This is a genomic window from Bradyrhizobium sp. Mp27 (assembly GCF_029953005.1).
Lineage (GTDB): Bacteria > Pseudomonadota > Alphaproteobacteria > Rhizobiales > Xanthobacteraceae > Bradyrhizobium > Bradyrhizobium barranii.
Genome location: NZ_JASAUS010000300.1, coordinates 1 through 5,008, shown reverse-complemented (window position 1 = coordinate 5,008; position 5,008 = coordinate 1). Strand labels below are relative to the sequence as shown.

Genomic DNA, 5,008 nt, shown 5'->3' with positions numbered 1-5,008 from the left:
CGCGCCGCCAGCATTTCCTCGACCATGCGCAAGCTTAAGGGAAACCGGAAATACAACCAAACGGCATAGCTGATCACTTCCGGTGGGAAGCGATGGCGGCGATAAAGAGGGGCCCGGGCGGTCGGCATGCCGGTCGTCTACCCCATCGGCCGCCCCTATTCGTTAACTTGACGGTGCCGGTTGGGAGTGAGCCTACAAGCTTTGGCAGGCGACCAACTCAACGAGTTAAGGTATTCTGGGGGAAACTCGGTCGCAGATCACCGCGCAAAGCCGGGACACCGACCAGATCAAGGAGATCACTGATGGCCCACAAGAAACTGGTCAATCAGAGCGGGTTGTTGCTTACAGTGTTACTCATCACGCGTGTTGGCTCGGAGCCCAACCAGTCCGTGACGACGCGCGGCAGCAGCTGGGATAACGTGCTAAACACACATGACACGCTGGCCTTCAGCGGAGCGGACGGCCTGAACGTGGTGGGCTCGAATCAGGCATAGGCAAAAGCGAATCCCTTTAAAGCGATCGTCAACGACGACTATCGCAAGGCCCAGAGAAGCCGTAAACGGACCGGCGCTTCCCCACATGATGCTCCGGTCCCTATCCAATTCTGAACCGATGATGTGACGCCGACCATGCTGCCCAGTTCTCAACAGGCCCGAGATGTGGCCTATCAGCTTCACGCCTATACCAACGCGCGGTCGCACCAACGGGCCGGGCCGCTCATAATTGAACGCGGCGAGGGCCCCTACGTCTTCGACACGGCAGGAAAACGCTACCTCGATGCGATGGCCGGTCTCTGGAGTGCGGGTCTTGGCTTCAGCGAAAAGCGGCTTATCGAAGCCGCGCATCGCCAGATGCAAATCCTGCCATTCTATCATACCTTCGCATCACGATCGAATGGGCCTTCCATCGCGCTTGCCGAGAAGCTGGTGAAGATGTCTCCGGTGCCAATGAGTAAGGTGTTCTTCACAAATTCCGGCTCGGAAGCGAACGATACGGTGTTGAAGCTGATCGCCTATCGATCGAATGCAGTGGGCCAGCCTCAGCGCAAGAAGGTCATCAGCCGGTTGCGCGGCTATCACGGCGTCACGATCGGTGCGGCAAGCCTGACCGGATTTCCAGACAACCACCGCTCTTTCGATCTGCCGCTCCCCAACATTATGCACACGGGCTCCCCCCATTTCTACAAAGACAGCCGTGCGGGCGAATCGGAGGAGACCTTTGCAACGCGTCGGGCCGAGGAGCTCGAGTCGCTGATTCAGCGCGAAGGTGCCGATACCATTGCAGCATTCTTCGGTGAGCCTGTCATGGGCGCGGGCGGCGTCATCGTTCCGCCGCCGACTTACTGGGACAAAATTCAAAGGGTGCTAAAAAAGCATAGCATCCTTTTGGTCGCTGATGAGGTGATTTGCGGCTTTGGCCGGACCGGAAAAATGTTCGGTTGCGAAACCTACAACATCGCGCCCGATGTAATCGTGGTGTCGAAGCAGCTCACGTCCAGTTATTTTCCGTTATCTGCGATCATAATGAATGACTACATGTTCGAACCAATCGCGGACGAGAGCAATAAGGTTGGACTGCTGGCTCATGGCTTCACGGGCGGTGGTCACCCGGTCGGAGCCGCCGTAGCGCTCGAAAACCTCAAACTCATCGAGGAGCGGGGTCTGATTGCGAACGTTGGCCGCATCGGGGCCTACATGCAGGAACGGCTGCGCACGCTCGTTGACCATCCACTCGTTGGGGAGGTCCGTGGCGTTGGCCTTATTGCGGCAATCGAGCTGGTGCTGGACAAGAAACGGAAAGTCGCCGCTACTACTCCGGGCGATGTTGGCAGCATTGCGAGCCGGTTGCTGCACGAGCGAGGGATCATCGTGCGGAATGTAGACGATGCATTGTCGATATGCCCACCTCTGATCGTCAACAAGGATCAAATCGACGAGCTCATCGACGGGATCACGGGCATGCTCCACGATCTTAAGGCGACTGTAGTTAATTGTCGCGAGCCTCACTAGCGTTCACTCAACTCCGCTTAGTGCGCCGCGAGTCCGATTGTCTGGACATCCATCAATGAGGGGCAAGGTGCTCGACGTCCGCGTCCGGAGCCCGAATTTCGGACGCTACGTTGCCGTCGAATTAAGCGAGCATAACCGGCGGCAACTATGGGTTCCGCGCGGATTCGCGCACGGTTTCGTTGTGTGCTCTCAGAGACCGCGGACTTTTTCTACAAATGCGATGATTTCTATAATCCGGAGAACGAGGTTTCGATCCGCTGGGACGACCCGGTGATCGGTATAAACTGGGGTATCAAAAAGCCGTCGCTCTCGGCCAAGGACGCGGCCGCGCCGCTGCTTGCCGACATCCAAAACCTTCCATTGTACGGGCGGATACTGGTGACGGGAACCCGCGGGCAGGTCGGAGGTGCATTGATGCCCGCAGGTAAAGGGGATCGAGGCTGAAGTATTGGAAGGTTGAGGAACACGAACCGGTTCACCCGCATCTGAGGGCTGAAATGTCGCCTCCGTCTACACGGCTTAACAGGTGGAATGCTGATGATGATGTCGCCGGACAGTCGGCGCATTCGCCGCTGCCTTTGGGCGTAGCCGACAGCTGGATGGTGGGCATTTCACGGACTCTTCCTGGCCGAATCGTGTCTCTCGCTGCAGACCGGTGCCGGCGGCGCGGGCCGGATCAGCGGGCGGTCGCGGCCGAACGAGGCCAGCTGGGGTCATCTCCCGCGCGTCGAGCGCGATAGACGCGTCTTGGATTCGCCAGTCGAGGCCGCCGCTACGAGTTCGTTCCACGAGTCCGGCGGGTTTCCGCGGTCCAGCATCTTCCTGAACACGGCGTAGGCGTCGTTCGCGCTCTCGTAGGCGCGCAGCGTCGAGTCGTCGTTCACCCAGGCGAGAACGATGATCTTGGCGTCCGCCGATTGCTGATAGCGGAAGAACAGGCGGAACTGCTGCAGCAATTTCGCGCGGAACCAGTGCTTGTACTCGTCGCCGAGAGTGCCGCCCTGCCGATAGACGTCACGCGTTGGGTCACTCGGAATGTCGTCGAACGCCACCTTCAAGACAGCCGACAGGAGCTTCGCGGCGCGCTTCTTCTTGTATCCCTTCGGATCCTTCTTGCGCGCCTTCTCGACCGCCGCGATCATAGTCTCGAACTGGTCGAGAAATAGCGGATGGGCGTAGACCGTCCAACCGTTAACCCCGAAGGTGTCGTCGCTCACGTATCGTCTTCCGGCAGCGCCGCGTCGAGATCGACCTTAACACCCTTGACCAAGCCCTTGCCGCGCGCGACCAGCGACTTCGGCACCGGCCGGATCCGGGCTGGCTCGCTCCCCATGTCGCGGGCCAGGAACGCGAGGAACGTGCCGATCACCGGATCGCCGTGGTCGGCGCTCAACTGCTTCTTCGCGATCACAACGGTGCCGTCAGCGAGCCCCCGAAACACGACCTGGTCGCGCTTTCCCAGGGCCAGCATTTTGCGGATGGCGGCGGGCACGGTCGTCTGGCCGCGGTCTGTGATGGTCGCGGGGATCTCGAGGATTTCGGCGGTCTTGGCCATAGCGGCTCCTTGCGTCGTCACGACATCCCAATGTAATGCATCTGCATTGTAAGTCAAGTCTGCCTGGGTGCCTCGAGATGGCCGCAAACTGGCGATTCCGCCGTCTGGTGGAGTTGGCGCTGAAGCTCAAGGAGAATGATGCACAATTGCCCGCCTCCAATGCCGCTGCTACAGCTGTGGCTCGGGGGGCTCCGCGAATGAATGGAAACTATACGACACTATCGTGCGGCGCTCGACGTGGCGGAAAACCTGGAACGAGAGGACGCGTGCGCGCATCGAGCGCTGACGAGCACCCTGCTCGATTTGGAGCGTGCCCTGCGAGGCGAAGCGGCCCCGCATCTCAACAACAACCTGTTTGAGACCGGCTCCACGGCGGTTGCACGGTCGGATAAAACATGGGCCGACCTGGTCGAGGCGACTGCGAGATTGGATTCGGCCCGTCGAACCTTAGCTGCTCTGGAACGGCAGTTGGGATATCTTCCAAAAGTCTCGAGGGGAGCGGATCACAAGTGAGGTTAGATAAGAGTCTCGCACGATCGGAAGGTTTCCCGACCATTTCAGAGCGGCGGCGGCAACGCTCTGACGGGCTCGTGTCCCAGCCAAAATCCCGCGCCCAAAACAGACCTCTCTGCGTCCTCGTGTTTGGGACCGCCGAGGTACAGCGCGCGAATCGGGACCTTGCTGGATCCCAACCTTCCAACTTTCCCGCCGCCTCGCCGCGTCCTCCTATGCAGGAATAGACCTCGACGCACTGGCTCGATCGTCCTGTCGAGCGTGCACAGTTTCTGATGACGCTGACCAGCGCGAGTCCTGGTTGAGTTTCTTCTGCTTGTGACTCGGCGTGGAAACGGCATTGCAGCCTCTTCGATCTTCGGCGCGGCTGCGATCATGTGATCAAGCTCTAAAAAATGGTTCGACGACAGGCAGGCGCTTGAGGCCAGCGTCAACGTTGTCGGAAAAGTGGAAGCCGTGCCGGCTCACACCGCAATCAAAACAGACGTCAAGCGCCAATCCAAGGGCCAGAGCTGCGCTTACGATCAACGTCGAACCGATGCGTTCGAACCACCAATCTCATTGGTGGCGCCTGCTCCGGTGCGATCGATGACCCAGGCCACCATGTAGCCCTTGGCCTGCTCGGTCTGCACCTGCCGGAGGGCCTCAGAGTAGGTTAGTAAGGGCTCTTGCGCCGGGTAGACGGCGCGGTCGGTCGGGTGACAAAGTGATGGCAGCACACGCGATAGTCTTTAGCCTCGAACATCGGAATCCTCCTCTCGCCTCAGGTTGCGCGGCCATACGCGCTTTCAGATACTGCCCTACCACAGAGAATGCGGCCTTTAAGAGGCCGCGCGCTTCTTCAACACCCCATAAGGTTGGTCGGGCTGCCAGACGCAGGTCGGCGATGTCCGACCACATCGCGCGCTTGATTTTCTGCAGCAGCACCGGC

Annotated in this window: 6 protein-coding genes and 2 pseudogenes; 4 read left to right on the top strand and 4 right to left on the bottom strand. The window is 59.7% G+C overall.

What is annotated here, in order from left to right; genetic code table 11:
* Positions 1–128, bottom strand: a pseudogene (locus QJT78_RS48340) (IS6 family transposase); the annotation flags it as partial.
* A 174-nt stretch (positions 129–302) separates the two neighbouring features.
* Here QJT78_RS48340 and QJT78_RS48335 point away from each other — a divergent pair.
* The 3 genes and pseudogenes from QJT78_RS48335 to rfbC form a co-directional block, all read left to right on the top strand.
* Complete coding sequence (locus tag QJT78_RS48335; RefSeq protein WP_038945794.1) at positions 303–494, top strand: hypothetical protein; 192 nt, start codon at positions 303–305, stop codon at positions 492–494.
* Positions 495–629: 135 nt separating this feature from the next.
* Entirely contained in the window at positions 630–2,009 is a 1,380-nt protein-coding gene (locus tag QJT78_RS48330; protein WP_038945793.1) for an aspartate aminotransferase family protein, read from the top strand.
* 55 nt (positions 2,010–2,064) lie between these two features.
* A pseudogene (gene rfbC / locus QJT78_RS53385) lies at positions 2,065–2,384 on the top strand (dTDP-4-dehydrorhamnose 3,5-epimerase); the annotation flags it as partial.
* A 338-nt stretch (positions 2,385–2,722) separates the two neighbouring features.
* Here rfbC and QJT78_RS48315 read toward each other — a convergent pair.
* Positions 2,723–3,226, bottom strand: a complete 504-nt coding sequence (locus tag QJT78_RS48315; protein WP_011084500.1) for a type II toxin-antitoxin system YhaV family toxin — start codon at positions 3,224–3,226, stop codon at positions 2,723–2,725.
* Positions 3,223–3,564: a type II toxin-antitoxin system PrlF family antitoxin gene (locus tag QJT78_RS48310; RefSeq protein ID WP_014498004.1), complete on the bottom strand. Its 342-nt coding sequence runs from the start codon at positions 3,562–3,564 to the stop codon at positions 3,223–3,225. The genes QJT78_RS48315 and QJT78_RS48310 overlap by 4 nt, the downstream gene beginning before the upstream one ends.
* A gap of 237 nt (positions 3,565–3,801) precedes the next feature.
* Here QJT78_RS48310 and QJT78_RS48305 point away from each other — a divergent pair, with 237 nt between their 5' ends.
* On the top strand, positions 3,802–4,077 hold the full coding sequence (locus tag QJT78_RS48305; RefSeq protein ID WP_225004658.1) for a hypothetical protein: 276 nt from the start codon (positions 3,802–3,804) through the stop codon (positions 4,075–4,077).
* Positions 4,078–4,722: 645 nt separating this feature from the next.
* Here the strand turns inward: QJT78_RS48305 and QJT78_RS48300 are convergent.
* Positions 4,723–5,008, bottom strand: a 286-nt coding sequence (locus tag QJT78_RS48300) for a hypothetical protein (protein WP_281460758.1), incomplete at its 5' end; no start/stop codon positions are given.

Coding starts and splice junctions, on each gene's coding strand:
- QJT78_RS48335 (WP_038945794.1), top strand. CDS start 303: ATGGCCCACAAGAAACTGGTCAATCAGAGCGGGTTGTTGCTTACAGTG.
- QJT78_RS48330 (WP_038945793.1), top strand. CDS start 630: ATGCTGCCCAGTTCTCAACAGGCCCGAGATGTGGCCTATCAGCTTCAC.
- QJT78_RS48310 (WP_014498004.1), bottom strand. CDS start 3,564: ATGGCCAAGACCGCCGAAATCCTCGAGATCCCCGCGACCATCACAGAC.